This window comes from Cryobacterium breve (genome assembly GCF_004402375.1).
In the GTDB taxonomy this organism is placed as follows: Bacteria; Actinomycetota; Actinomycetes; order Actinomycetales; family Microbacteriaceae; genus Cryobacterium; species Cryobacterium breve.
Map to the genome: position 1 here is coordinate 183,102 of NZ_SOGJ01000021.1, position 23,322 is coordinate 206,423.

Sequence of the window (23,322 nt, forward strand, 5' to 3'; positions counted from 1 at the left end):
CTCACGTCTACTGGTCCATCAGGTGCACGAGCTCGTCGATGAAGGACGCGAAGTCGACCGATCTCTTCACCAGGCGCTGGACGTCGGTGCGTTCCGAGAAGACCTCGACGAACTGGTCGAAAACGGTCTGGAAACTCTTGCGTCCGGCGGAACTGAAGGCGACCATCGCCACCACATTCACACGATTCTCACCCCAGGGCATCGGCGTGTCGTTGATCACGATCGCGATCGAGGTGCGGATGGCCGTCATCGACATGGAATGCGGCACGGCCAGATTGTCCGTGAAGGCCGTGGACGACATGAGTTCGCGCTCGATTGCCCCGTCGATGTAGCTCTGGTCGATGTCGCCGTGCTCGATCATCCGTTCGCCGAGGGCCTGGATCATCGCGGACTCGTCGGCCGCGTGGAAGTTGTGCGCGAACAGTGACTCGTCGAAGAACTGCAACAGCTCATCTTTGAGGTGGGCGCGACGTCGCAGACGACGGATGCGGCTGGCCGCCTTCCGGATCCGGTCGATGTCCGCCTCGGTCAGGAACGGCTGGATCACGAGCACGCCGTCCGTGGGGGACTGTGGGTCGATGGTGGTGAGCACCAAGCTCGCATCAAGGGCTTTCCAGTCGACGTCGCTGCGGGTGACGACCGAGACCACTTCCAGTTCGTCGCCGAGCACGCGCTCGATGCGTTCGCGCAGGAGCACGTGCATGTCGTAGTAGTTCGGGCAGACCAGGGCACAGGTGACCAGATCCTCGCGCCGGGACTGCTGCTGCAGGTGTGCCCCGACGTGCATGGCGATATACGCGATCTCGTCGTCGTTGATCACGATCTGCTCCTGCCGCTGCAGCTGACTGGCGATATAGACCGCGACCTCGTAGATCAACGGGTACGACGTCTTGATGGAGCGGGTCAACGGGTTGTGTGAGTAGGACCGGTCCTGGGCCCGGTTGATCAGGTTGCGCACGTGCAGGGTGAGCCGCACAATGAAGTTTTCCTCGGCGAGGTCCAGCAGGAACTCGTCGCCGGCCTGGCCCACTATCCGGCGCACGGCCTTGAGATCCTCCGGACGCACGAAGCTCTCGATCAGAACCTGGGCGGGCTGGTCGTGGCCGGGGGTGATCACCCGGGTCTTCAGCAGTAGGGCGATGTAGTCCAGGTCGCCCGTTCCCAGTTCGACGTGGAAATGGCGCAAGATCAGGCCGGACAGGGCAAGCGTCATGCCGTCGGGCGACCCTTCGTCCGGACGCGCCTGGGCCGCAACGGGGGAGGTGCGCTTCGTGACCCGGTCAATGGCGATGGCGACATGGAGCAGCACGTCGTTCGTGCCGTACTCGTTGACGAAGTATCCCTGCGAGTCGAGCATCGCGATCAAATCTGTCTTGAACGCCCCCAGACTGTCGGAGGCGAACTCACGCTGGATCGCCTCGAGCTCGAGCAGGCCGCGCGAGCTCTCCTCGCGGAACATCCGGCTGAGCAGTCGGCGCCGGTCGGTTTCAGACCCCGTGAGCATGACGACGCTGCCATGGCGAGTGAGAGTGAGCCCGGTCTCAGGCAGTAGCAGCTGCCGAACCTTGGTCAGGTCCGCGTCGATCGTGGAGTCGCTGACAAACAGGTCGGCGGACAATTCATAGACGTCGAGCCCGTCGGGGGACTCCGTGAGCCGGCGCATCAGTGCATACAGGCGATCCTGCGGGGTCACCGGCTCGTCCGCCTGCACGCGAAGGCTGGAACGGTGCACGGCGAACGCCTCGAGGTCCAGCCGGTAGCCCGCCGGTCCTGACTCGATGATTTCGAGCGGATGAGCGGCCGACTTCAGGCTTGTGATGTAGCTGCGCACCGTGCGCGGCGTAACGCCCAAGAGGTCGGCAAGCTCGCCGGCGGTTACCCAGACCGGCGCCTGAGACAGGAAATCCAGCATCCGTGTCTGTTTGTCGCTCATTGCACGCAACTCCATTGTGAGAGTCAAGTCTCCCATGGCCTTCGGGCCCCGGACCTCGCCGCGTGATTTCCGGGGGTGCGGAAAAGTTCCTGGTGGCCCTGAGAGGAGCGCGTAAGGAGACTGGGATCAGTTCTGGACAACCGTCCCCGACACGCTTCACCGCACGGGCCGATCCGTGCGTCACCTGCACCGCCCGCAATCACTCTCGATCACATCTCCCAGGAAAGGCAGAATAATGACGACGACGTCAGACAAGACCACGAGCGGGGGAACCCGTGTGCACGTCCAGCGCTTCGGCACGTTCCTCAGCGGAATGGTCATGCCCAATATCGCGGCCTTCATCGCGTGGGGCATAATCACCGCGTTCTTCATCCCCACCGGCTGGACCCCCAACAGCACACTGGTCGCACTCGTCGACCCGATGATCCTGTACCTGCTCCCCTTGCTGATCGCCAACACCGGGGGCCGGATGGTCTATGGCACTCGCGGTGGAGTGATCGCCTCGATCGCCACCATGGGCGTCATCGTGGGGAGCTCGATCCCGATGTTCATCGGTGCGATGCTCATGGGCCCGTTGTCCGCGTGGATCCTGATGAAGGTCGACAAGCTGTGGGCCGGCAAGATCCGTCCCGGCTTCGAGATGCTGGTGGATAACTTCTCCGCTGGCATCCTCGGCTTCGTCCTCGCCCTGGGAGCGTTCTTCGGAATCGCACCGCTCGTCACCGGGATCAGTAATTTCCTGGAGATGATCGTCGACGGGCTCATCACGAACGGCCTGCTGCCGGTCGCCTCGATCTTCATCGAACCGGGCAAGATCCTCTTCCTGAACAACGCCATCAACCACGGCGTGCTGACCCCCATCGGAGTCCAGCAGGTTGCTGACAACGGCAAGTCCATCCTGTTCCTGCTTGAGGCGAACCCCGGCCCCGGCCTTGGCATCCTGCTCGCGTTCTCGTTCTTCGGTGTCGGCCTGGCCCGCGCGAGTGCACCCGGCGCGATCATCATCCAATTCTTCGGCGGCATCCACGAGATCTACTTCCCGTACGTGCTCATGAAGCCGATGCTCATCCTCGCCGCCATCGGCGGTGGCATGACCGGTGTTGCCGTGAACGTAGCCTTCCAGACCGGCCTGCGCGCGCCCGCCTCGCCCGGCAGCATCATCGCGGTGATGGCTCAGACCCCCGGGTCTGATTTCTTCGGAGTCATCCTCTCGGTCCTCGCGTCCGCCGCCGTGTCATTCGCGATCGGTGGTGTCATCCTCCGGGCCAGCCGCACGAAGGACCTGGCCGCCGAGAACGACACCGCACTGGCCGACGCCATCGCCAAGACCGAAACGAACAAGGGGACGTCCAGCTCGATCCTCGGCAGCCTGGGCGCGTCGTCCACCACCGCTCGCCCCGTGAAGAACATCATCTTCGCGTGCGACGCCGGAATGGGCTCCAGCGCCATGGGTGCCTCTGTGCTGCGCAACAAGATCGAGAAGGCCGGTCTCGACGGGATCACGGTGACCAACCAGGCCATCGCGAACCTCGACGGAACCGCCGACCTGGTCATCACGCACCAGGACCTGACCGCCCGGGCCCAGACACAGTCACCCGACTCGACGCACGTCTCGGTCGAGAACTTCATGAACAGTCCGAAATACGACGAGGTCGTCGCCCTGCTGCAGAGCCAGGCGGCCGGGGAAGTGGCGCGATGACAGACCGCATTCTTCAATTGGGCAACGTGGTGGCCGCCGGATCGGCCACCACCAAGATCGATGCAATCCGAGAAGCGGGCGCCTTGCTGGTCCAGTCCGGCGCCGTCCGCGAGGAATACGTCGACTCGATGTTCGACCGTGAAGCCAGCGTGTCGACCTACATGGGCAACTTCTTGGCGATTCCGCACGGGACGAATGACGCCAAGGAAACGATCATCCGGTCGTCCCTGTCGCTCGTGCGCTACGCCGAACCGATCGATTGGAACGGACAGCAGGTTCGCTTCGCCGTCGGGATCGCGGGGCTCAACAACGAGCACCTCGAAATCCTGCAGAAGATCGCCATCGTCTTCTCGGACGAAGACGAAGTGCAGAAACTGATTGACGCCGTCACAGCGGAGGAGATCTACACGCTCCTCGAGGAGGTAAACGCAGAATGAAAGCCATTCACTTCGGTGCGGGGAACATCGGCCGCGGATTCGTCGGCCTCCTATTGCACGATGCCGGATACGAGGTTGTCTTCGCCGATGTGAATGCTTCCCTGATCGACGCTTTGCAGACCGCCAGCAGCTACACCGTGCACGAGGTGGGGACGGAGTCGACCGCCCGCGTGGTCGACGCCTTCCGGGCCATCAATAGTGCCACGGATGAAGCGGCCTTGATCGCTGAGATCGCGACGGCCGACATCGTGACCACCGCGGTCGGCCCGACTATCCTCCGCTTCGTGGCCCCGGTGATCGCTGCCGGGCTGCGGCGAAGGGCGGCGGGGCTGCCGCCACTGGCCGTGATGGCGTGCGAGAACGCCATCAACGCCACCGACGATCTCGCCGAGCAGGTCTGGGCCAACGTGACCGAACCGGAACGCGCGGCCCTGGCCGACCGGGTCGTCTTCGCCAACACGGCGGTCGACCGCATCGTTCCCGGCCAGGCCGAGGACGCCGGCATCGACGTCACGGTTGAGGCATTCTACGAGTGGGTCATCGAGGAACGCGCCTTCAACGGCGCCGTCCCGGACATCCCGGGTGCGACCTTCGTCGGCAACCTCGCCCCGTACATCGAACGCAAGTTGTTCACGGTGAACACCGGGCACGCCACGGTCGCCTACCTCGGCTCACTCGCCGGGGTCTCCAAGATCTCCGACGCACTCCTGGTGCCGGCGGTTCTGGACGGCGCCCGCGCCGTGCTCGAGGAGACCTCTGCCCTGCTCGTGGCCAAGCACGGCCTCGACGTGGAGGAACAGCGTGCCTACCGGGAGAAGATCCTGGTGCGCTTCGCCAACCCGTCCCTGCCGGACACAGCCCAGCGCGTGGGACGTCAGCCGCTGCGAAAGCTCAGTCGCCACGAACGGTTCATCGGCCCGGCCGCCGAGATCGTCGAACGTGGCACCCGCCCGGTCGCGCTCCTCGCCGCCATCGACGCCGCACTCCGCTTCGACGTCGCCGACGATGAGCAGAGCGTCCTGATGCAAAGGATGCTGCGCGCCGAGACTGCCGAAATGTTCACCGCCACCGTGTGCGGCCTGAACTCCACGCATCCGTTGTTCGCCGACGTCGTCCTGGTTGTCGCCGCCGTGCAGCGGGCGCTGTGACCGGGGAATCCCGGCTGGGATTATAAGGAAGAATTGCCAAAAGGCAACTCAGTACCATAGAGTAAATCCTTGGTGTCTGATGCCTGCCTGTGCGGCGTGTCATTTCACCACAATCCACGCACGACCAGCAATCAATACCCTAGCGATAGTGAGTTATGGCCAAAAAAGACGGTGTCATCGAAATCGAGGGCGCAGTAGTCGAAGCTCTTCCCAATGCGATGTTTCGCGTTGAGTTGACCAACGGCCACAAAGTTCTTGCCCACATTTCAGGCAAGATGCGTCAGCACTACATCCGTATCCTCCCCGAGGACCGCGTGATCGTTGAGCTGAGCCCGTACGACCTGACTCGCGGCCGGATCGTTTACCGCTACAAGTAGAGAGTGCTGTAAGTAACGGCCCGAGGCGTTCCTGGGGTACGAAGACAGCGAATACAAGGACACACCATGAAGGTCAAGCCCAGCGTCAAGAAGATCTGCGACAAGTGCAAGGTCATCCGCCGTAACGGCAACGTGATGGTCATCTGCGAGAACCCTCGTCACAAGCAGCGTCAGGGCTGATTTCGACAGGCTCGGTCAACATCGAGCCCGTCGCGATGCAACTGAATACAGAAAATAGCAGTGCCGGGAACTCTTCGGGGGGACACCATCGGTTGGAGGCCGATGTACAGGCACTGTCACAGACCTCCACTCATATACAGGAGAAGCCACAATGGCACGTCTAGCCGGCGTTGATATTCCCCGCGATAAGCGCGTGGAAGTTGCACTGACTTACATCTTTGGTGTTGGCCGTACGAGGGCACTCAAGACCCTCGCCGACACTGAAATCGATGGAAACATCCGAGTCAAGGACCTGAGCGACGATCAACTCGTCGCCCTCCGGGACTACATCGAAGGAACCTTCAAGGTTGAGGGTGACCTCCGCCGCGAGGTTGCCGCTGACATCCGCCGCAAGGTGGAGATCGGCAGCTACGAGGGCATCCGCCACCGCAAGGGCCTGCCCGTTCGCGGCCAGCGCACCAAGACCAACGCTCGCACCCGCAAGGGCCCGAAGCGCACCGTAGCCGGCAAGAAGAAGGCGCGCTAGGCCTCGGCCCGGCCCGCCAAAGCCTTTAGGATTCAGGAGAAATTCATGGCAGCACCAAAGTCGGCCGTTCGGAAGCCGCGCAAGAAAGAAAAGAAGAACATCGCTGTGGGCCAGGCCCACATCAAGAGCACCTTCAACAACACCATCGTCTCGATCACCGACACCACTGGTGCGGTCATCAGCTGGGCGTCCTCAGGTGGAGTTGGCTTCAAGGGTTCGCGTAAGTCGACCCCGTTCGCCGCACAGCTGGCTGCCGAGTCGGCCGCCCGCCAGGCGCAGGAGCACGGTATGAAGAAGGTCGACGTTTTCGTCAAGGGACCCGGATCGGGCCGCGAGACCGCGATCCGTTCACTCCAGGCCGCCGGCCTCGAGGTCGGTTCGATCAACGACGTCACGCCTCAGGCGCACAACGGATGCCGTCCGCCCAAGCGTCGTCGCGTCTAACTAACCGACACTCCGCCATCGGCCGGACCCGTCGTCAGACGGGCCCGGCTGTGGCGGGTCGTGGGGCACAACCCCTTCCTCGTTCGACGATGTGCTCGATTGTCGGGCTTGTCGGGAGACACACAACTCAAAACCTCGCCACGCAAGTGTCATATAGCGGACACTTAGCCGAAAGGAATCAACAGTGCTTATTGCACAGCGCCCCACGCTCACCGAAGAGAACATCTCGGAGTTCCGATCCAGGTTCGTCATCGAACCTCTTGAGCCTGGTTTCGGTTACACCCTCGGCAACTCGATGCGCCGCACCCTGCTGTCCTCGATCCCCGGAGCCGCTGTCACCAGCATCCGGATCGACGGTGTGCTGCACGAGTTCAGCACCGTTCCCGGTGTCAAGGAAGACGTCACCGAGATCATCCTGAACATCAAGGGCCTCGTCATCTCCAGCGAGCACGACGAGCCCATCACCGCGTACCTGCGCAAGCAGGGTGCGGGTCAGGTCACGGCCGCTGACATCTCGGCTCCGGCCGGGGTCGAGGTCCACAACCCTGAGCTCGTCATCGCGACCCTGAACGACAAGGCCAAGTTCGAACTCGAACTGACCATCGAGCGCGGCCGCGGTTACGTGTCGGCCACTCAGAACCGCAACGAGTACTCCGAGGCCGGCCAGATTCCGGTCGACTCGATCTATTCGCCCGTGCTCAAGGTGACCTACCGCGTCGAGGCAACTCGCGCCGGTGAGCGTACCGACTTCGACCGCCTCGTCGTTGACGTTGAGACCAAGTCGGCGATTTCGCCTCGCGACGCGATCGCATCTGCCGGTCGTACGCTGACCGAGCTGTTCGGTCTGGCCCGTGAGCTGAACACCGCCGCCGAGGGCATCGAAATCGGCCCCGCGCCGGTCGATGCCGTGCTGTCGACCGAGCTGTCGATTCCGATCGAAGACCTCGATCTGTCGGTTCGCTCGTATAACTGCCTGAAGCGTGAAGGCATCAACAACGTCAGCGAACTGGTCGCCCTCTCGGAGACCCAGCTGATGAACATCCGCAACTTCGGCCAGAAGTCGGTGGATGAGGTCAAGGACAAGCTCGTTGAGCTCGGCCTGTCCCTGAAGGACTCGGTGCCCGGATTCGACGGTGCCCACTTCTACAGCGGCTACGACGAAGAAACCACCATCTAAAGCAGTCGTTCAGACTGTCTTTCGACTTTGATACTGGAGAAAACCAATGCCTACGCCCACTAAGGGAGCCCGCCTCGGAGGCGGACCGGCCCACGAGCGCCTCATGCTCGCCAATCTGGCCGCATCCCTGTTCACCCACAAGTCCATCAAGACGACCGAGACGCGCGCCAAGCGACTGCGTCCGGTCGCCGAGCGACTGATCACCTTCGCGAAGAAGGGTGACCTGCACGCCCGTCGCCGCGTTCTCGCCACCATCGGTGACAAGACCGTCGTGCACGAGCTCTTCACCGAGATCGCTCCCCAGGTTGCTCTTCGCGATGGCGGCTACACCCGCATCACGAAGCTCGGCTTCCGTAAGGGTGACAACGCTTCGATGGTCCAGATGGAACTCGTTCTCGAGCCCGTCACCCCGAAGGTCAAGCGCTCCTCCGTCAAGGCTGCGTCCAAGCCTGCCGCAGCAGCGCCCGTTGCCGAGGCTCCGGCCGAGGTCGTCGCCGAGGACGCAGCTGTTGAAGCTGACGTTGCTGACGAGGAAGCCAAGTAAGCATCCACGCTTGCTGAGCCCGGCCTGACGGCTGCGCGAAAAATGGGGCCCGACTTCGGTCGGGCCCCATTTTCGCGCGTCCGCGACCGCCTCTCCAGCCCCGGATACCGCCATGGAACGCTCGATTGGAATGCCGACCCGGAGACCTGCCGCGCCGACGGCACTCTCGTGCCTCGGTTTCCATTGCCGGCGCCTCGGCCGTGAACTGCTTGCCTGGCAGCTGGGCCGGGCAGCGACTGGCCGCGGAGTTCGGAATGCCGGACGGGGACGCTGATCCGCTACCTGGGCTTCACCCCCACGTGAGGCAGGGTCGCCGTGACGGCGGAGTTGGCGGGCGTGGGGGCATCAGGCCGCCACTGGCCGGTGTCAGGGCATCCGTGGGGGCCGGGACTCCAGGGGCCGTGCCGGGTCGCGCTCACGATACGCGTCCAGGCCGCCGAACGCCGGGGGCATCTGGGTGAGCCGGTCCAGGGCCGCACGCACGCTCTCCGCATAGATCGTCCCGCCGGTCGGCCCCGGGTGGATGTTGTCCCCCGCGAGGAGGTCGGTGTGCGGGGCGATCGCGTCGTGCCAGTTGGCGAGTTCGACCGCCCGATAGCGGCCGGCGAAGGTGACCAGGGCGGCGTTGACGCCCGCCGTCCACTCGCGCTCGGCGAAGGCCGTGACCAGGACCAACTCCCGGTCGGGTCCGATCACCGCCCGGATGTCGTCGAGCTGGCTCGCTCGGATGGGACCATTCGTGCCGAGTCCGACGACGACGACCGGCCGGAGTGCGCCGGCCTTGGCCTGCGCTTTCAGAATGTCGGGGGCGGCATCCATGCCACGCGACACGGCGGCGTCGATTGCGATCCCCGGGAAACCGGCCTGCAGCTCAGGCGCGGAGGCCAGCATCACCGAGTCGCCCACGGCCGTGATCAGCGCACCTGTCCCCGTTGGCGCTGGCGCCGACGCGGGCGACCGGGTTGCGCGCCGTTCGGCCTGCAGGGCTTGGCGCTCTGCGGCATCCACTGCCTTCAGCCCGCGTTCGATTTCGCTCTGGGCGCTCGTCTGGTGCGGGGCGGTCACCATCGCGGCCGTCGTCCCTCCGGCCAGGAGCAGGCCCGTGACGGCGGCGAGGGCCAGCCAGCCCCGCCGAAAGGGCGAGCGGGCGGAGCGCGAGCGCAGGCGACGGATGCTGCCGCGCACCCCGTTCGATCGCACCGGGAGTTCGAGCCAGCGGTACGACGCGCCTGCCGCCAGAAGCGTCAGCGACACCGCCAGCAGGCCGACGACGATGCTCGTGCGCACTGTGGGCGAGGTGAGGGTCATCGGCCACCTGGACTGCAGCAGCACGAGCACCGGCCAGTGCCACAGGTAGATTCCGTAGGAGCGTTCGCCGAGATAGCGCAGCGTTCTGGAGTCGAGCGCCGCTCCGAAGCGCTGCCCCTGTACGGCCGCCCAGATCACGACCGCGCTCAGCAGGCTCACGGCTAGCAGCCCGCCACGATAGGTGGCGGCCCCCGTGTCGGGCAGCAGGAACGCGGCGGCCAACACCCCGGCCAGGGCGGTCACGCCGAGACCGGGTCGCCAGCGCGCGAGCAACGCCGCGAGCCGGGGAGCCACATCGGCCCTGCCCCCGGAACGGTGCGACAGCAGCGCGAGTGCGGCCCCGGTGAAGAGCCCGAAGCTGTGGGTGTCCGAACCGTAGTAGACCCGGGTGGGGTCACCGGGCTGGTACAGCAGCCCCATCCCCAGGGCTGATGCCAGGGCGAGCGCGCAGACCAGGCCGATCCGCAGCCGGCCGTTCCGCACGAGCAGCAGAGCCACCAGGGCGAAGGGCCAGACCAGGTAGAACTGTTCCTCCACCGCCAGGGACCACAGGTTGCGGAAGAGCTCCGGTGCAGTGGCGCTGAAATAGCTCGCCGAACCGGCGATCGACACCCAGTTGTAGCCGAATGTCACCGCTCCGATCAGCTGCCAGCCGAGCCCGACCAACACGTCGCCCCCAATCAGCCACGCGGCCGTGGCGGCGATCAGGATGAGCGGGATCAGCGGCGGCACCAGGCGCAGCGCCCGGCGCTGCCAGAACCGGCCGAATGAGATCCGCCCGGTCACGTCCCGTTCGGTCAGGAGCAGGCCGGTGATCAGGAATCCGCTGATCACGAAGAAGACGTCCACGCCGATGAATCCACCGGGCAGGGCCGCGGGGAAGAAGTGGAACACCACGACCAGGCCCACGGCAATGCCACGCAGGCCGTCGAGACCGGCCAGGCGTTGAGTGGGGACGCTCACGGAGTGCGGACAAGCGTCAGAGGGCGGGGGCTACTGGTATTCATGACAGGTGGGGACCGAAGTCCGGGTTCAACGATAGCCCGGCTCGGAACATACACTTACCTCCGTGATTCTTCCCCCGGCGCCCGACGAGACCCAAGCAGCGGGCACCACCCGGATCAGGCTCGACATCGCCTACGACGGAACCGGCATGAGCGGCTGGGCCACCCAGCCCGGACTGCGCACCGTGCAGGGTCAGATCGAGGCGGGGCTGGCCGGCATCCTGCACAGCCATCCGCCCACTCCGATTCTGACCGTGGCCGGGAGAACGGATGCTGGCGTGCACGCGATCGGACAGGTCGCGCACTTCGATCTGAACCCCGCCCAGGTCGACGGCCTCGTGCGCATCACCCGTGGCAAGGGCCGGCCGCCGACGCCACTCGCGGTGATGGTGCAACGTCGTCTTGGGGGCATCCTCGTCACCCAGCCCGAAATCGTGATCAAGTCGTCGATTCTGGCACCGCCCGGATTTGACGCCCGGTTCTCCGCGTTGTACCGCCGGTACGAGTACCGGATCGCCGACTCCGTGGTCGGGCACGACCCGCTGCAGCGCTTTCGAACCACGTGGCACGGGTTCGCCCTCGATGTGGACGCGATGGATGCGGCGGCCGCGACGCTGATCGGCCTGCACGACTTCGCGACTTACTGCAAACCGCGCCCTGGAGCCACCACGATCCGCACCCTGCAGGAGTTCCGCTGGCGCCGTGACCCCGATGGCGTGCTCGTCGCATCCGTTCAGGCCGACGCCTTCTGCCACAGCATGGTGCGCGCTCTCGTCGGGGCCTGCGTCGCGGTGGGGGAGGGGCGCCTGGCCGGGGACCGCCTGGTCGACCTTCGGATCGAGCGGGCCCGCACCAGCGAGTTCAAGGTGATGCCGGCCCAGGGTCTCACCCTGTTGGAGGTTGGGTACCCGGCCGACGAGCTGCTGGCCGTGCGGGCGCGGGAGACCCGCGCGCGCCGGGAGCTGATCGACGACACCGAGTAGTGCCCCCTCCGAATTGCGCTGCCGGGCTGGTCGCGGTATCGTAATCCCTTGGTGTCTGTGCGTTGCAGCCAGGCACACGAACGTGAGCCCTCCATCGATCGTGTTCCCCCTCTGGGAACACACCCGGAGCGGGATTCACGAACACCTCCGTTCGAAACAAGAAAGCAGCTCAATAGTGACGCGCACTTACACTCCCAAGGCAAGCGAAGTCCAGCACGACTGGGTCGTCATCGACGCCACAGACATCGTGCTTGGTCGTCTTGCCAGCCACGCCGCCATTCTCCTTCGTGGCAAGCACAAGGCCACGTTCTCTCCCCACATGGACATGGGCGATTTCGTCATCATCGTCAACGCCGAGAAGATCGCCCTCACCGGCAAGAAGCTCGACCTGAAGATGGCCTACCGCCACTCCGGTTACCCGGGCGGCCTCACGGCCACCAACTACTCCGAGATGCTCGAGAAGCACCCGACCCGTGCGGTTGAGAAGGCCATCCGTGGCATGCTGCCGAAGAACACTCTCGGTCGCGCCCAGCTGGCCAAGCTCAAGGTCTACGCCGGCCCGGAGCACCCGCATGCCGCGCAGCAGCCTAAGCCGTACACCCTCGCCCAGGTCGCTCAGTAGCGCCGGCCACCAGACTTTTCGACTCTAAGAAAAAAGGATTCACACCATCGTGGCGAAAATCGCAGATCAGATTGACCAGGCTCCGGAGAGCTACTCGACCGAGACTCCGACCGAGACTGTAACCAAGGCGCCCCGCGCCATCCTCAACGTTCCCGGCGCAGCCGTCGGTCGTCGCAAGCAGGCCATCGCTCGCGTGCGCATCGTCCCCGGCTCCGGCACCATCACGGTCAACGGCCGCGAATTCGGGGACTACTTCCCGAACAAGCTGCACCAGCAGCTCATCAACGACCCGTTCAAGGTCCTCGACCTCATCGGCAGCTACGACGTCATCGCTCGCATCACCGGCGGTGGCCCCTCCGGCCAGGCCGGCGCCCTGCGTCTGGGCATCGCACGTTCGCTGAACCAGATCGACGAAGAGAACAACCGCGCCATTCTCAAGAAGGCCGGCTTCCTCAACCGCGACGCTCGCGTCAAGGAGCGTAAGAAGGCCGGACTCAAGAAGGCCCGTAAGGCTCCTCAGTTCTCCAAGCGTTAAGTCGATCGGCACTGTAGACACATGCCTCGACTATTTGGCACGGACGGCGTCCGGGGTCTGGCCAACCGTGACCTCACGGCTGGCCTGGCCCTGGGCCTCGCCCAAGCCAGTGCGGCGGTCCTGACTCAGGGCCGCCGCGCGGAGTTGCGTCGCGCGGAGGGCCGTCGGCCCGTTGCGGTCCTCGCCCGGGACCCGCGGATCTCCGGTGAATTCATTTCGGCCGCAGTCGCGGCCGGACTGGCGAGTTCCGGCGTTGACGTACTCGATGCGGGCGTCATCCCGACTCCCGCGGCCGCGTTCCTGATTGCCGATATCGGCGCTGACTTCGGCGTGATGATTTCCGCCTCGCACAACGCCGCCCCCGATAACGGCATCAAGTTCTTCGCCTTCGGGGGAACCAAACTTCCCGACGACGTCGAGGACCGCATCGAAGAGCACCTCGAGCTCGACATGCTCACGCCCATCGGCGGCGACGTCGGCCGGATCAGTCGCTTCGCCGACGCCGAGGACCGCTACGTCCTGCACCTCCTCGGCACCCTGCCGCACCGTCTGGACGGCATCCACGTCGTTCTCGACTGCGCGCACGGCGCCGCAGCCGGCGTGTCACCGCAGGTCTTCACGGATGCCGGAGCCACCCTCACGGTGATCGGTGCCGACCCGGACGGCAACAACATCAACGACGGCGTGGGTTCGACCCACCTCGACAACCTCGCCCGCGCCGTGCTCGAGGCCGGCGCCGACGTCGGCATCGCGCATGACGGTGACGCCGACCGTTGTCTGGCCGTCGACCGCGAAGGCAACATCGTCGACGGCGACCAGATCATGGCCATCCTCGCGGTATCGATGGCAGAACGCGGCGTGCTGAAAGACCGCACTCTCGTGGCAACCGTGATGAGCAACCTCGGTCTGCGCAAGGCCATGGCCGCCAACGACATTCGCATGATCGAGACCAAGGTTGGCGACCGCTACGTTCTCGAGGAGCTCAACATCGATGGGCTCTCGCTCGGCGGCGAGCAATCCGGCCATGTCATCATGACCAAATTTGCGACAACCGGAGACGGCATCCTCACCGGGTTGCACCTGGTCGCCGAGATGGCCCGCACAGGAAAGACCCTCGCCGAGCTGGCCTCGGTGATGACGGTCTTCCCGCAAATTCTCGTCAACGTGCGAGGCGTCAATCATCACGGTCTGAACGCCGACGAGGTCATTGCGGACGCCGTGCGCTCCGCCGAGGCCGAACTGGGCGACACTGGCCGAGTGCTGCTGCGCCCGTCGGGAACCGAGCCCATGGTGCGCGTCATGGTCGAAGCGGCCGATCAGGGCACCGCCGACCGCCTCGCCAACGAACTGGCCGACATCGTGCGCCGACAGCTCGCCCTCTAGCGGCGAGAGTCCACCTGCCCGGCGCCGTTCCGCCCTGCCTCCGGACGAATTCGACGGAGATTTCGCTCGAATCCGCGTGAAACATGGGGGAAACGGGCGAAATCGCTAAAATCTCCGTCGAATTGGTTCGGTGTGCGTGTGCTCGGTCCTCGGGTGTGCCCGTTTCGGTGCAGAGCGAGCGGCACAGCGGCCGCTGTCGATCAGAATGGGCACTGCGCGGTCACACCTTGCGGAGCAGCACCTTGGAGACCGCGTGGTTCGCGTCCTTGCGCAGCACGAGGGTGGCGCGTGAACGGGTCGGCCGGATGTTGCGGAGCAGGTTGGGCTCGTTGATCTCGGTCCAGATCTCCCGCGCTCGGCTGCGCGCCTCTGGCTCGGTCATGCTCGCGTACCGGTGGAAGTACGACTTGGGGTTGCTGAATGCGCCGCGCTGCAGGTTCAGGAAGCGCTCCTCGTACCAGCGCGCGATATCCTGGGTGCGGGCATCCACATACACGGTGAAGTCGAACAGGTCGCTGACGGCCAACCCGTGGCCTGGTCCGGGCGGCTGCAGCACGTTGAGACCTTCGACGATCAGGATGTCGGGCTGGCGCACGACGATCTGGGCGTCCGGCACGATGTCGTAGCTGAGGTGGGAATAGAACGGCGACCGCACCTCGGCAGCGCCGCTCTTGACCGCGGCTACGAAGCGCAGGAGGGCCCGTCGGTCATAAGACTCGGGGAACCCCTTGCGCTCCATCAGCCCCCGGCGGTTGAGCTCCGCGTTGGGCAGCAGAAAGCCGTCGGTGGTGACCAGTTCGACCCGCGGAGTGTCCTCCCAGCGGGCGAGGAGCTCACGCAGCAGCCGGGCGATGGTCGACTTGCCCACCGCGACCGACCCGGCGACGCCGATGACGAAGGGTGTGCGCTGGGCCCGTTCGCCGAGGAAGTCGCTCGTGGCCCGGTGCAGTTGGCGGGCGCCGGCGGCGTACAGGTTGAGCAGGCGGCTGAGCGGTAGGTAGACATCCGTGACCTCACCGAGGTCGAGCGGCTCACCCAGACCACGCAGCTGGACGATCTCGGTCTCCCGCAGAGGCAGGCGGGTTGTTGGCGCGAGGGCAGCCCAGTCTGCCCGGTCCAGTTCGACGAAGGGAGTGCTGTGGCCGTTGTTCCAAGGACTCGCAACCGGATCGGACATTCCACCGAGCTTACTCGGACTAATATCGCAGTCATGTGTGGAATCGTTGGATACGTAGGAGACAACAAGAGCGTTCAGGTCCTGATGGGGGGTCTGCGGCGGCTTGAATACCGGGGGTACGACTCTGCGGGGATCGCCGTCATCGATGGTGAGGGCACGCTCAATACCGCTAAACGCGCCGGCAAACTGGCCGTTCTGGCTGCCGAGCTGGAGGCGAACCCGATCAACAACGGGAACACCGGGATCGGGCACACCCGGTGGGCAACCCACGGGGCACCGAACGACCTGAACGCGCACCCGCACCTGGGTGACAACGGAAAACTTGCCCTTATCCACAACGGAATTATTGAAAACTTCTCCGTCCTGAAGGACGAACTCCTCGCCGAGGGCTTCAACTTCGAGAGCGAGACCGACACCGAGGTCGCCGCCATCCTCCTCGGGCGCGAATACCAGCGCGTTGGCGACCTGGGCGAAGCGTTCCGCGCGGTCGTCTCCCGGCTCGACGGAGCTTTCACCCTGCTGGCCGTGCACCAGGACCAGCCCGGCGTGGTCGTCGGCGCCCGCCGCAACTCACCGCTCGTGATCGGCCTGGGCGACGGAGAGAACTTCCTCGGCTCCGACGTCGCCGCCTTCGTCGAGTACACCCGCCGCGCGGTCGCCATCGGCCAGGACCAGATCGTCACCATCACGCCCGACCTCGTCACGGTCACCGACTTCGCCGGCAACCCGGTCGAAACCGAAGAGTTCGACATCGCCTGGGACGCCTCCGCTTCCGAAAAGGGCGGTTGGTCCAGCTTCATGGCCAAGGAAGTCTCCGAGCAGCCGGATGCCGTGCGCAACACCCTGCGCGGCCGCATCCACGAGGGTCAGGCCGTTGTTCCCGAGCTGACCGAATTCGGCGACGACGTGCTCGCGGGCATCCGTCGAATCGTCATCGTCGCCTGCGGCACGGCGGCCAACGCCGGTTACGTCGCCAAGTACGCTATCGAGAAATGGACCCGGGTTCCGGTCGACATCGAACTCAGCCACGAGTTCCGCTACCGCGACCCGGTGCTGACCCCCGAGACCCTGGTGATCTCGATCAGCCAGTCCGGCGAGACCATGGACACGCTGATGGCAGTCAAGTTCGCCCGGGAATCCGGAGCGAAGGCCATCTCGATCTGCAATACGCAGGGTGCCACCATTCCCCGCGAGTCGGACGCCGTGATCTACACCCACGCGGGCCCTGAGGTCGCCGTGGCGTCCACCAAGGGTTTCACTGCCCAGATCGCCGCGCTCTATCTCTTCGCCCTGCACCTCGCCCGGGTGCGCGGCAGCATCAGCGCGGAGGAGTCCGCCGCTCAGATCACCGAGCTGCAGGCCATCCCGGACAAGCTGGCGACCACGCTGCTGCAGGAGTCCACGGTGCACGAGCTGGCCACCTGGATGGCCGACACGCGTGCCGTGCTGTTCCTCGGCCGCCACGTTGGCTTCCCGATCGCGCTCGAGGGCGCGCTCAAACTCAAGGAGCTCGCGTACATCCACGCCGAGGGCTTCGCCGCCGGTGAGCTCAAGCACGGCCCGATCGCGCTGATCGAGCCCGGCCAGCCGGTCTTCGTCGTCGTGCCGAGCCCGCGCGGCTCCGCTCACCTGCACCCCAAGGTGGTCTCCAACATCCAGGAGATCCGTGCCCGAGGCGCGCGAATCATCGCGATCGCCGAAGAGGGAGATGTCGCGGTGCTGCCGTTCGCGGACACCGTCATCCGCATTCCGCTGGCGTCGCCGCTGTTCGAGCCGCTGCTGGCCGTTGTGCCGCTGCAGATCTTCGCCATGGAACTCGCCACGGTGAAGGGACTCGACGTCGACCAGCCGCGCAACCTGGCGAAGTCCGTCACGGTCGAGTAACGGAGTCGGAGCGGCCGGAGAGCAGCACAGGGTGCACAGGGTGACCGGGTGATCCGCGGCATCGGGGTGGACATCGTCGACCTCGCCCGCTTCGAACGGCAGGTGCTGCGCACGCCCGGGCTCATCGCGCGGCTCTTCACGGAAGTCGAGCGCGGACTCCCGGTGCACTCCTTGGCCGCGCGTTTTGCGGCCAAGGAGGCACTGATCAAGGCCCTTGGCGACAGCGCGGGCGCCAGCTGGCAGGAGATGGCCGTCGTCACCGACCCGCACGGGAACCCCGGCTTCGTACTGACCGGCGCCGCCGCCGCAGCCTTGGTCGCCCGGGGCATCGACACGGTGCACCTCACCATGACCCACGACGCCGGGGTGGCCTGTGCGTTCGTGGTCACGGAAGGAACCGCATGACCGGGTATCGCGAAGCCGTCGTCGACCTCGGCGCCGTTTTCGCCAACGTCGCGCACCTGAAGAGCGTGGTCGGCACACCGCATCTGATGGCCGTCGTCAAGGCGAACGCCTACGGCCATGGGGCCGTTCCGGTCGCCCGATCCGCGCTCGCCGCCGGGGCCGACTGGCTCGGCGTAGCCGACGTCGACGAGGCGATGGAGCTGCGGAGTGCCGGTATCGACGCGCCGCTCCTGGCCTGGCTGCACGATCCGGATGCCGATTTCGCCGGCGCTCTCTCCCGGAACGTGTCCCTCGGATTGTCTTCCCTGCGGCAGTTGCATCAGGTCGCGGAGGCCGCCGGCACCCTCGGCCTCGTGGCGGACGTGCACATCAAACTGGAGACCGGGCTCAACCGCAACGGCGTGCACGAACCGGACTGGGCAGAGGCGTTCGCGCTGGCGGCACAGCTCGAGAAGTCCGGCCGGCTCACCGTGACCGGTGTCTTCAGTCACCTCTCGAATGCTTCCCCGGAGGACGACGCCGAGGCGATCCGGCGCTTCGATCGCGGTCTCGCCGCGGCTCGGGCCGCTGGTCTGACCCCGTCGCTGATCCACCTCGCGTCCACGGCCGCGGCACTTCGAGTGCCGGCGGCGCGCTACTCCATGGTGCGCGTGGGCATCGGCATCTACGGGCTGTCGCCATTCGCGGACCAGAGTTCGCACGACCTGGGTCTGATCCCGGCGATGACCCTGCGGGGCCGGATCGCCGCGGTGAGGCCGGTGGCCGCCGGCGCCGGTGTCTCCTACGACTACCTGTGGCGGGCTCCTGCCGACGGTTACCTCGCCCTTGTGCCCCTGGGCTACGCGGATGGGGTGCCGCGCCAGGCATCGGGCACCGCGCGGGTCAGCCTGGCGGGACGGCTCGATCCCATCGTCGGGCGCATCGCCATGGACCAGTTCGTGGTCAGCGTCGGGCGGGAGGGTGTCGCCGTCGGCGACGAGGTCGTGCTCTTCGGCGATCCGTCCACCGGCGTGCCGAGCGCTACCGACTGGGCAGACGCCGCCGACACGATCAACTACGAGATCGTGACCCGGATCGGCCACCGGATTCCCCGCAGCTACCGGAACGCGATCGGAAACGCCGCCCCCGGTGCCGGTACTGCCGGTGGTCAGCGGTGATGCGCACCGTCATCCCCGACGCCGCCGAAATGCACGAGTTCGGCCGTTCGGTGGCGGCGCTGCTGCGGGCCGGCGACCTGATCGTGCTGACCGGGCCCCTTGGAGCCGGGAAGACCACCTTCACCCGCGGTCTGGGGGAGGGGCTGCAGGTGCGGGGCGCGGTCACCAGCCCCACGTTCGTGCTCGCCCGCACGCACCCCAGCACGGTCGGCGGGCCCCCGCTCGTGCACGTCGACGCCTACCGGCTCGGAGGCGCCCTCGAGCTGGATGACCTCGACATCGATTTCGCCCGGTCGATCGTCGTGGTCGAGTGGGGCCGCGGCATGCTGGACGGCCTCGCCGACTCGTGGCTGGATATCGAGATCGAACGGCCGGTTGGGGCCTCCCAGGCCGCGGCGTCCGCTGTCGCGCTTCACCCCGACCACCCCGACGAGGTGCTCGACCTTGACGAACCGCGTACGGTCACGCTCACGCCGCACGGCCTCCGCTGGGCCGACTCAGGCGAATTCAGCGAATAGGCTGGTGAGGTGCTTCTCGCCATCGATACCTCCGCCGGGACGAGCGTCGCGGTCGTCGACCTCGACCGAGGCGTGATCGCCGAACAATCCACCACCGACACCATGCGTCACGCTGAGGTGGTCGGCCGCTTGATCGCCGACTGCCTACGCGACGCGGCCATTCCGATCAGCGCTCTGTCCGCAGTGGTCGGCGGTATGGGCCCAGGGCCGTTCACCGGCCTGCGCGTGGGCATCGCTGCCGCGCGGGTTTTCGCTCTCGGTGCCGGGGTGCCGTTCGTGCCCGTCGTCAGCCATGACGCGCTCGCCTTCGGGCGCTACGAGGCGGGCCACACCGGCCCCCTTGTCGTCGTCACCGACGCCCGGCGGCGCGAGGTGAACTGGTCCGTGTACAGCGGGGCGGATGCCGCGGGCCTTCCGATCCGGGTCGACGGTCCGGGAGTGGCCAAGCCGGCCGTGCTGCTCGAGGCTGAGTGGCTCCACGCGGCAGTGCCCCGTTTCGACGCGGTCGCCGTATCGGCCGCGGAATTGGGTCAGGTTGCTGAGCTGATGTGGGCCCACCATCGCCCCTTTGCCGCCGACGAGGCGCTCTACCTGCGCTCGCCCGACGTCACACTGTCCAGCGGACCGAAGCGAGTGAGCTGATGACCTGGCAGCTGCGCCGCGCCAAAGCCGACGACGTGCAGGCGATCATGGCCCTTGAGACTCGAATCTTCGTCAACGACGCCTGGTCCACTGCTGCGATGGCCCACGACGTGGTCAGCTCCGACTGCTACTACCTCGTGGCCTTCCCGCCCGACGAGCCCGACCGGATCGAGGCCTACGCGGGCCTGCTGGCACCATCCGGGGCTCACGAGGGCGACATTCAGACCATCGCGGTCACCGAGCAGGCCCGTGGGCACGGCCTCGGCCGCACGCTGATGCTCAGCCTGATCGCCGAGGCCCGGAAGCGGGGCGTGCGGGAGGTGTTCCTCGAGGTGCGTGCCGACAACCCGGCGGCCCAGGAACTCTACCGCCGGCTCGGCTTCGAGGAGCTGGGCATCCGTCGCGGCTACTACCAGCCCGACAACGTCGACGCGATCGTGATGCGCCTGCACGTGCCTGACCCTGAAATGAAAATGACGCCGGCAGAGTCCGCGGCGGAGGCCCACGAATGACCGGCAGGAACGATCCCACCACGCTGAACCGCCAGAACCCGCTCGTGCTCGGCATCGAGACCTCCTGCGACGAGACCGGCATCGGGATCGTGCGCGGCAGTATTCTGCTCTCGAACACGATTGCGTCGTCGATGGACGAACATGCCCGTTACGGGGGAGTGGTGCCGGAGGTCGCGGCGCGCGCTCACCTCGAGGAGCTGGTGCCGGCGATCCGGGCGGCAACCGCCGAAGCCGGCATCCGCCTGGACGAGATCGACGCGGTGGCCGTGACCTGCGGCCCCGGCCTGGCCGGTGCGCTCATGGTGGGGGTCGGCGCGGCCAAGGCGCTCGCCATCTCGCTCGGCAAACCGATCTACGCGGTCAATCACCTCGTCGGCCACGTCGGCGCCGACGTGCTGCGGCTCGACACCGATGACACCACGGAGCCGCTCGAGTACCCCACCATCGCGCTCCTCGTCAGCGGAGGCCACACCTCGCTGCTCCTGGTGCGAGACCTGGTCTCCGACGTTGAATTGCTCGGCGAGACCATCGACGACGCGGCGGGCGAAGCCTTCGACAAGGTTGCCCGGCTGCTCGGTCTGCCCTACCCGGGCGGCCCCCAGATCGACCGGGCGGCGTTGGAGGGCAACCCCACCGCCATCCGTTTCCCCCGGGGGCTCAGTCAGACCAAGGACATGGAGAAGCACCGCTACGACTTCTCCTTCTCCGGGTTGAAAACGTCGGTGGCCCGCTGGGTCGAGCAGAAACGCGACGCCGGCGAACCGGTGCCGGTCCCCGACGTCGCGGCCAGTTTCCGCGAGTCGGTCGTCGACATCCTGCTGACGAAGGCCATTGCGGCCTGCGTGGACCTCGGCGTGCCGCGGCTTCTGCTGGGTGGTGGCGTCATCGCCAACGCCCGGCTGCGCCAGGTCGCTCAGGAACGCACGGATGCCGCGGGCATCGCCTTGCGCATCCCGCCGCTGTCGCTCTGCACCGACAACGGTGCCATGATCGCCGCCCTCGGGGCGCAGCTGATCATGGCCGGGCATGAGCCCTCGTCGCTGGAGTTCGGCGCGGATTCGACACTTCCGGTGTCCGACATTCAGGTCTGAAGCCCCGATCACCGGCGTTTCGCCGTCGGGCGGGTATTCTGGCATCGGCAGACCCCGTTCAATCGAACCTGCCCCGCTGTCCGGCTGGGAGCCACTCTGGCAGACCAGATGCACCATTCTCAAAGGAGCACGCGACATGACCGATCCGAACCAGCCTCCCGTAACCCCACCCCCGATGTTCAAGCCGCAGTCCTCCCCTGCACCCGGAGCCGGGACTCCGGCCCCGCAGCAGCAGGGTGCACCCCAGGCCGCTCCGGCGTACGGGCAGCAGCCCTACCAGCAGCCGTACGCGCAGCAGTCCCCGACCGAGAAATACAACGTGCTGGCCATCGTGTCGCTGGTGACGAGCGTGCTGGGGATCTCGCTGGCCGGCATCATCTGCGGCCACATCGGCCTGAGCCAGATCGGCCGGACCGGCGAAAAGGGTCGGGGGCTCGCGATCGCCGGCCTCGTCCTCGGCTATCTCGGGATCGTAGCCGGGCTCGTCCTGCTGGTCGTGCTCATCCCGGTCATGGTCGCGATTCTCAACGACCCGTCCCTGGTCGACGGTTACTGACCCAGCGGCCATTGGTCGACACCTGGGCCGCTAGCCGGTGACCCCAGAAAACCTGCGACGCACACCCCGTCGTCCGGAAAGGAATGAACTCGCATGAGCGATTCGAATATCCCCAGCACTCCCGAGGTCCCCCAAGTGCCGAACGTACCCCAGGTGCCTGACGTGCCTCAGGTCCCGGACATCCCGCGTTCCGACGTGCGCCTGGATGTTCCGACGACGCCGCCGGCCTACGGTGCCCCGACCCCGCCGCCCGCTTACGGGGCCCCGTCCGCTCCGCCCGCCTATGGAGCACCGATGGCTGCCCAGGAACCGGCCTACGGTGCGCCCTACGCGGGCTACGGCACAGCGCCCGCCACGAAGCAGCCGATCCTGAGCATTCTGGCGCTCGTCGCCGGAATCGTCGGCATCCTCGGTGCCCCGGTCGTCTTCATTCCGATCGTGGGCGGCATCCTGGGGCTCTTCATTCCGGCCGCGGCCGTCATCCTCGGATTCCTCGGCAAGTCGAAGGAACCGCAGGCGAAGGGCTTCTGGTTGACCGGCCTCATCACCGGGTTTGTCGGGGTCGGCCTGGCCGTCATCAGCATTGTGGCCTGGGCGGTACTCTTCGCCAGCGTGCCCAGCGACTACTCCACGTATTGAGCCGGAGCTAGCGAAGCCGATGGCTGGGGAGTACCGAGAGCCGCCCCGCGATGACGAATTCCGGTTCGACCTCACCCGGCCGTCGGCACCCGTCGAGGGTGAGCTGGACTACGCGTCGACCGTTACGGCTCCCACCGAATGGGTGCCCTACGTCTACACCGACAGTGAACTCAGCGCGCAGGCCGGCCGGGGCGGGCTGTCCATTGCTGCCCTGGTCTTCGGACTGCTCGGTTTGGGCATCGCCGTCTTCGGTGTCTGGGGGGCGGCGCTGTCGCTGGCCGCGGTCGTGCTGGCCGTCATGGCCCGCATCACGGAGCGGCGCTCCGGCGCCCTGTGGGCCTATGGTCTCGGCACCGGTTTAGCCGGTCTGATCCTGGCCGTCGCGTGGGTGCTGATCGTCATGCAGGCTCTCACGATCGTGCCGGGCTGACTGCGGCCGCA

At 66.2% G+C, this 23,322-nt stretch carries 26 protein-coding genes; 23 read left to right on the forward strand and 3 right to left on the reverse strand.

The window, feature by feature from the left end:
* Positions 1-7: 7 nt before the first annotated feature.
* Entirely contained in the window at positions 8-1,933 is a 1,926-nt protein-coding gene (locus E3O65_RS08705; RefSeq protein WP_241985813.1) for a BglG family transcription antiterminator, read from the reverse strand.
* 235 nt (positions 1,934-2,168) lie between these two features.
* Between E3O65_RS08705 and E3O65_RS08710 the strand changes: the two genes are divergently transcribed.
* The 9 genes from E3O65_RS08710 (at position 2,169) to rplQ (ending at position 8,465) form a co-directional block, all read left to right on the forward strand.
* Positions 2,169-3,632, forward strand: coding sequence for a PTS mannitol transporter subunit IIBC (locus E3O65_RS08710; RefSeq protein ID WP_134363335.1), 1,464 nt, complete (start codon positions 2,169-2,171; stop codon positions 3,630-3,632).
* Positions 3,629-4,069 carry a PTS mannitol transporter subunit IIA gene (locus E3O65_RS08715; protein WP_134363336.1) on the forward strand — a complete coding sequence of 147 codons (441 nt, stop codon included), beginning with the start codon at positions 3,629-3,631 and terminating at the stop codon, positions 4,067-4,069. The genes E3O65_RS08710 and E3O65_RS08715 overlap by 4 nt, the downstream gene beginning before the upstream one ends.
* Positions 4,066-5,217, forward strand: a complete 1,152-nt coding sequence (locus E3O65_RS08720) for a mannitol-1-phosphate 5-dehydrogenase (protein ID WP_134363337.1) — start codon at positions 4,066-4,068, stop codon at positions 5,215-5,217. The genes E3O65_RS08715 and E3O65_RS08720 overlap by 4 nt, the downstream gene beginning before the upstream one ends.
* Before the next feature lie 155 nt (positions 5,218-5,372).
* The gene (gene infA, locus E3O65_RS08725; protein WP_022883252.1) at positions 5,373-5,594 is read left to right on the forward strand and encodes a translation initiation factor IF-1; all 222 of its coding nucleotides are present in this window, start codon (positions 5,373-5,375) and stop codon (positions 5,592-5,594) included.
* A 66-nt stretch (positions 5,595-5,660) separates the two neighbouring features.
* Positions 5,661-5,774, forward strand: coding sequence for a 50S ribosomal protein L36 (gene rpmJ / locus E3O65_RS08730; protein ID WP_035834639.1), 114 nt, complete (start codon positions 5,661-5,663; stop codon positions 5,772-5,774).
* Positions 5,775-5,925: 151 nt separating this feature from the next.
* On the forward strand, positions 5,926-6,300 hold the full coding sequence (rpsM, locus tag E3O65_RS08735; RefSeq protein WP_134363338.1) for a 30S ribosomal protein S13: 375 nt from the start codon (positions 5,926-5,928) through the stop codon (positions 6,298-6,300).
* A gap of 45 nt (positions 6,301-6,345) precedes the next feature.
* Positions 6,346-6,744: a 30S ribosomal protein S11 gene (gene rpsK, locus E3O65_RS08740; RefSeq protein WP_055821293.1), complete on the forward strand. Its 399-nt coding sequence runs from the start codon at positions 6,346-6,348 to the stop codon at positions 6,742-6,744.
* A 184-nt stretch (positions 6,745-6,928) separates the two neighbouring features.
* Positions 6,929-7,921 carry a DNA-directed RNA polymerase subunit alpha gene (locus E3O65_RS08745; RefSeq protein WP_134363339.1) on the forward strand — a complete coding sequence of 331 codons (993 nt, stop codon included), beginning with the start codon at positions 6,929-6,931 and terminating at the stop codon, positions 7,919-7,921.
* Positions 7,922-7,967: 46 nt separating this feature from the next.
* The gene (gene rplQ, locus E3O65_RS08750) at positions 7,968-8,465 is read left to right on the forward strand and encodes a 50S ribosomal protein L17 (protein ID WP_134363340.1); all 498 of its coding nucleotides are present in this window, start codon (positions 7,968-7,970) and stop codon (positions 8,463-8,465) included.
* A gap of 366 nt (positions 8,466-8,831) precedes the next feature.
* On the opposite strand, the gene E3O65_RS08755 is transcribed toward rplQ, so the two are convergent.
* Positions 8,832-10,736 carry an acyltransferase family protein gene (locus tag E3O65_RS08755; RefSeq protein ID WP_134363341.1) on the reverse strand — a complete coding sequence of 635 codons (1,905 nt, stop codon included), beginning with the start codon at positions 10,734-10,736 and terminating at the stop codon, positions 8,832-8,834.
* 190 nt (positions 10,737-10,926) lie between these two features.
* Between E3O65_RS08755 and E3O65_RS08760 the strand changes: the two genes are divergently transcribed.
* From E3O65_RS08760 to glmM, 4 genes are all read left to right on the forward strand, one after another.
* Positions 10,927-11,760 (forward strand): tRNA pseudouridine synthase A, encoded by an 834-nt coding sequence (locus E3O65_RS08760; RefSeq protein WP_134363395.1) that lies wholly within the window; start codon positions 10,927-10,929, stop codon positions 11,758-11,760.
* A gap of 175 nt (positions 11,761-11,935) precedes the next feature.
* Positions 11,936-12,382 (forward strand): 50S ribosomal protein L13, encoded by a 447-nt coding sequence (gene rplM / locus E3O65_RS08765; protein ID WP_134363342.1) that lies wholly within the window; start codon positions 11,936-11,938, stop codon positions 12,380-12,382.
* A gap of 49 nt (positions 12,383-12,431) precedes the next feature.
* Positions 12,432-12,917, forward strand: coding sequence for a 30S ribosomal protein S9 (gene rpsI, locus E3O65_RS08770; protein WP_104100939.1), 486 nt, complete (start codon positions 12,432-12,434; stop codon positions 12,915-12,917).
* 21 nt (positions 12,918-12,938) lie between these two features.
* On the forward strand, positions 12,939-14,300 hold the full coding sequence (gene glmM / locus E3O65_RS08775; protein ID WP_134363343.1) for a phosphoglucosamine mutase: 1,362 nt from the start codon (positions 12,939-12,941) through the stop codon (positions 14,298-14,300).
* Between the two features lie 220 nt (positions 14,301-14,520).
* Here the strand turns inward: glmM and coaA are convergent, their stop codons facing one another.
* Positions 14,521-15,477 carry a type I pantothenate kinase gene (gene coaA, locus E3O65_RS08780; RefSeq protein ID WP_134363344.1) on the reverse strand — a complete coding sequence of 319 codons (957 nt, stop codon included), beginning with the start codon at positions 15,475-15,477 and terminating at the stop codon, positions 14,521-14,523.
* 33 nt (positions 15,478-15,510) lie between these two features.
* On the opposite strand from coaA, the gene glmS reads away from it, so the two are divergent.
* From glmS to E3O65_RS08830, 10 genes are all read left to right on the forward strand, one after another.
* On the forward strand, positions 15,511-17,361 hold the full coding sequence (gene glmS / locus E3O65_RS08785) for a glutamine--fructose-6-phosphate transaminase (isomerizing) (RefSeq protein WP_134363345.1): 1,851 nt from the start codon (positions 15,511-15,513) through the stop codon (positions 17,359-17,361).
* Positions 17,362-17,409: 48 nt separating this feature from the next.
* A complete protein-coding gene (locus E3O65_RS08790) occupies positions 17,410-17,766 on the forward strand; it encodes a holo-ACP synthase (RefSeq protein ID WP_134363346.1) in 357 nt (118 codons plus the stop codon).
* Positions 17,763-18,923 carry an alanine racemase gene (gene alr / locus E3O65_RS08795; protein ID WP_134363347.1) on the forward strand — a complete coding sequence of 387 codons (1,161 nt, stop codon included), beginning with the start codon at positions 17,763-17,765 and terminating at the stop codon, positions 18,921-18,923. The genes E3O65_RS08790 and alr overlap by 4 nt, the downstream gene beginning before the upstream one ends.
* On the forward strand, positions 18,923-19,441 hold the full coding sequence (tsaE, locus tag E3O65_RS08800) for a tRNA (adenosine(37)-N6)-threonylcarbamoyltransferase complex ATPase subunit type 1 TsaE (protein ID WP_134363348.1): 519 nt from the start codon (positions 18,923-18,925) through the stop codon (positions 19,439-19,441). Before alr ends, tsaE begins: the two co-directional genes overlap by 1 nt.
* Positions 19,442-19,450: 9 nt before the next feature.
* Positions 19,451-20,083 (forward strand): tRNA (adenosine(37)-N6)-threonylcarbamoyltransferase complex dimerization subunit type 1 TsaB, encoded by a 633-nt coding sequence (tsaB, locus tag E3O65_RS08805; protein WP_134363349.1) that lies wholly within the window; start codon positions 19,451-19,453, stop codon positions 20,081-20,083.
* Positions 20,083-20,595, forward strand: coding sequence for a ribosomal protein S18-alanine N-acetyltransferase (gene rimI / locus E3O65_RS08810; RefSeq protein ID WP_134363350.1), 513 nt, complete (start codon positions 20,083-20,085; stop codon positions 20,593-20,595). Before tsaB ends, rimI begins: the two co-directional genes overlap by 1 nt.
* Positions 20,592-21,686 carry a tRNA (adenosine(37)-N6)-threonylcarbamoyltransferase complex transferase subunit TsaD gene (gene tsaD, locus E3O65_RS08815; RefSeq protein WP_134363351.1) on the forward strand — a complete coding sequence of 365 codons (1,095 nt, stop codon included), beginning with the start codon at positions 20,592-20,594 and terminating at the stop codon, positions 21,684-21,686. The genes rimI and tsaD overlap by 4 nt, the downstream gene beginning before the upstream one ends.
* Positions 21,687-21,822: 136 nt before the next feature.
* Positions 21,823-22,242 carry a DUF4190 domain-containing protein gene (locus tag E3O65_RS08820; RefSeq protein WP_166785702.1) on the forward strand — a complete coding sequence of 140 codons (420 nt, stop codon included), beginning with the start codon at positions 21,823-21,825 and terminating at the stop codon, positions 22,240-22,242.
* 93 nt (positions 22,243-22,335) lie between these two features.
* Complete coding sequence (locus E3O65_RS08825) at positions 22,336-22,881, forward strand: DUF4190 domain-containing protein (protein WP_134363353.1); 546 nt, start codon at positions 22,336-22,338, stop codon at positions 22,879-22,881.
* A gap of 19 nt (positions 22,882-22,900) precedes the next feature.
* On the forward strand, positions 22,901-23,311 hold the full coding sequence (locus E3O65_RS08830) for a DUF4190 domain-containing protein (RefSeq protein WP_134363354.1): 411 nt from the start codon (positions 22,901-22,903) through the stop codon (positions 23,309-23,311).
* Positions 23,312-23,322: the final 11 nt, after the last annotated feature.

Excerpts from the sequence above, each read along its gene's own strand:
- E3O65_RS08705 (WP_241985813.1), bottom strand. The coding sequence starts at position 1,933 with ATGAGCGACAAACAGACACGGATGCTGGATTTCCTGTCTCAGGCGCCG.
- glmM (WP_134363343.1), top strand. The coding sequence starts at position 12,939 with ATGCCTCGACTATTTGGCACGGACGGCGTCCGGGGTCTGGCCAACCGT.
- E3O65_RS08820 (WP_166785702.1), top strand. The coding sequence starts at position 21,823 with ATGACCGATCCGAACCAGCCTCCCGTAACCCCACCCCCGATGTTCAAG.
- E3O65_RS08830 (WP_134363354.1), top strand. The coding sequence starts at position 22,901 with ATGGCTGGGGAGTACCGAGAGCCGCCCCGCGATGACGAATTCCGGTTC.
- glmS (WP_134363345.1), top strand. The coding sequence starts at position 15,511 with ATGTGTGGAATCGTTGGATACGTAGGAGACAACAAGAGCGTTCAGGTC.
- rpsM (WP_134363338.1), top strand. The coding sequence starts at position 5,926 with ATGGCACGTCTAGCCGGCGTTGATATTCCCCGCGATAAGCGCGTGGAA.
- E3O65_RS08715 (WP_134363336.1), top strand. The coding sequence starts at position 3,629 with ATGACAGACCGCATTCTTCAATTGGGCAACGTGGTGGCCGCCGGATCG.
- rplQ (WP_134363340.1), top strand. The coding sequence starts at position 7,968 with ATGCCTACGCCCACTAAGGGAGCCCGCCTCGGAGGCGGACCGGCCCAC.
- E3O65_RS08720 (WP_134363337.1), top strand. The coding sequence starts at position 4,066 with ATGAAAGCCATTCACTTCGGTGCGGGGAACATCGGCCGCGGATTCGTC.
- E3O65_RS08760 (WP_134363395.1), top strand. The coding sequence starts at position 10,927 with ATGAGCGGCTGGGCCACCCAGCCCGGACTGCGCACCGTGCAGGGTCAG.
- E3O65_RS08710 (WP_134363335.1), top strand. The coding sequence starts at position 2,169 with ATGACGACGACGTCAGACAAGACCACGAGCGGGGGAACCCGTGTGCAC.
- coaA (WP_134363344.1), bottom strand. The coding sequence starts at position 15,477 with ATGTCCGATCCGGTTGCGAGTCCTTGGAACAACGGCCACAGCACTCCC.
- E3O65_RS08825 (WP_134363353.1), top strand. The coding sequence starts at position 22,336 with ATGAGCGATTCGAATATCCCCAGCACTCCCGAGGTCCCCCAAGTGCCG.
- alr (WP_134363347.1), top strand. The coding sequence starts at position 17,763 with ATGACCGGGTATCGCGAAGCCGTCGTCGACCTCGGCGCCGTTTTCGCC.
- tsaD (WP_134363351.1), top strand. The coding sequence starts at position 20,592 with ATGACCGGCAGGAACGATCCCACCACGCTGAACCGCCAGAACCCGCTC.
- tsaE (WP_134363348.1), top strand. The coding sequence starts at position 18,923 with ATGCGCACCGTCATCCCCGACGCCGCCGAAATGCACGAGTTCGGCCGT.
- rpmJ (WP_035834639.1), top strand. The coding sequence starts at position 5,661 with ATGAAGGTCAAGCCCAGCGTCAAGAAGATCTGCGACAAGTGCAAGGTC.
- infA (WP_022883252.1), top strand. The coding sequence starts at position 5,373 with ATGGCCAAAAAAGACGGTGTCATCGAAATCGAGGGCGCAGTAGTCGAA.
- rpsK (WP_055821293.1), top strand. The coding sequence starts at position 6,346 with ATGGCAGCACCAAAGTCGGCCGTTCGGAAGCCGCGCAAGAAAGAAAAG.
- rimI (WP_134363350.1), top strand. The coding sequence starts at position 20,083 with ATGACCTGGCAGCTGCGCCGCGCCAAAGCCGACGACGTGCAGGCGATC.